At 65.0% G+C, this 1341-nt stretch carries 2 protein-coding genes; both read right to left on the bottom strand.

All coding sequences use genetic code 11. The annotated features are described in order from the left end of the window. Window positions 1-41: 41 nt before the first annotated feature. Window positions 42-950, bottom strand: a complete 909-nt coding sequence (locus tag AB0N03_RS52405; protein ID WP_364389008.1) for an IS3 family transposase — start codon at window positions 948-950, stop codon at window positions 42-44. After that, the gene (locus AB0N03_RS52400; RefSeq protein ID WP_364389006.1) at window positions 950-1273 is read right to left on the bottom strand and encodes a transposase; all 324 of its coding nucleotides are present in this window, start codon (window positions 1271-1273) and stop codon (window positions 950-952) included. Before AB0N03_RS52400 ends, AB0N03_RS52405 begins: the two co-directional genes overlap by 1 nt. Window positions 1274-1341: the final 68 nt, after the last annotated feature.

Below are 1341 nucleotides of genomic sequence, written 5' to 3'. Positions count from 1 at the left end.
TGAGGTTCACCCCGAATGGTGGACAGGGGCTTACGAGGGATTCAGGCAGCCGCTTGGAGTGACTGCTCGAAGTTGTCGGGACTGAGCATCCCGATGGCGGAGTGCCGTCGCACACTGTTGTAGGTGTGGATCCATTTGTCAATCGCGGCAACGAGTTCTGTCTTCGTAGCGTAGGTATGCCGGTAGTAGTGCTCGTGCTTGAACGTCGACCAGAACGACTCCGCCGGGCTGTTGTCCCAGCAGATCCCGGTCGCGCCCATCGACCGGCGCAGCCCGTGCCGGAAGCACGCCTTCGCTGTCAGGTGCGCGGTGTACTCGCCGCCGCGGTCGGAATGCAGGATCGTGCCACGGCATCTGCCGCCACGGGTGGCCACGGCGTAGTCGATGGCGTCGGTGACCATCTCGGCACCGATGTGGTGAGAGATGCTGTAGCCCAACACTTTCCGGGAATGGCCGTCCCGGATCGCGCATAGGAACATGTCCCCCTCACCGCACGTGAGGTACGTGATGTCAGTCAGCCAGACCGCGTCGAGCCGGTCCCGGTCGAAGTGCCGGTCGACCAGATCCGGCGGGAACGACGCGGCCGGATCGACCACTGTCGTCTTCACCTTGAACGTGCGCGGGCTAATGCCCTCCAGGCCGATCGAAGCCATGATCTTGGCGACTGTCTTCGCCGTGACCACCTCACCCTGGTCACGTAGTTCAGCGTGGATCCGCGGCGACCCGTAGGTGCCGCGCGAGTCCTGGTGCGCCTGGGTGATCTTCACTTCCAGGTCGCCGCGTCGTTGCTGCCGTGCGGTCAACATCGTTGCCGCGGCACGTTTGGCGTGCGCGTAGTACCCGGCCCTCGACACACCCAGCAGCCGCGCCATACGCCGGACGGAGAACCGCGTGCGCCGCGGTGACGTGATGGAGTCGGCGAACTCGTCGGGGCCGGCGTACTTGGCCATCAGAACGAACCGGGCCGGTTCTTCTGCATCGCGGCAAAGTACGCCGAGGCTTTTACCAGGAACGCGTTGTCCTTCTCCAGCTCGGCCACCTGCCCGCGCAGGCGCAGCAACTCGGCCCGCTCGGCCGCCTCCAGAGGCTTGTCCCCGTGAACCTCGGCCGCGGTGACCCGGCGACGTTCGTCTTTGACCCAGACGCTCAACATGCCCGCGTCGATGCCCAGCTCGCGGGCGACCTCGGAGATCGTCCGGCCAGAATCGATCACGCGATGAGCAGCCTCGACCTTGTACTCCGCCGGGTACGACCGGCGCTTGCGAGCAGGCATGAGGACATCCTTTCAACAGGACGACTGGTCCTGCTAACTCGGTGTCCACTACCCGGGGTGAACCTCAG

Source organism: Amycolatopsis sp. NPDC051061, from assembly GCF_040682935.1.
Lineage (GTDB): Bacteria > Actinomycetota > Actinomycetes > Mycobacteriales > Pseudonocardiaceae > Amycolatopsis.
The sequence above is the reverse complement of the archived record's forward strand: the minus strand, read 5'-3'. Positions and strand labels throughout refer to the sequence as shown.

What these genes read in the sequence shown, in the direction of transcription:
- AB0N03_RS52405 (WP_364389008.1), bottom strand. Translation starts at nt 950, where the DNA reads ATGGCCAAGTACGCCGGCCCCGACGAGTTCGCCGACTCCATCACGTCA.
- AB0N03_RS52400 (WP_364389006.1), bottom strand. Translation starts at nt 1,273, where the DNA reads ATGCCTGCTCGCAAGCGCCGGTCGTACCCGGCGGAGTACAAGGTCGAG.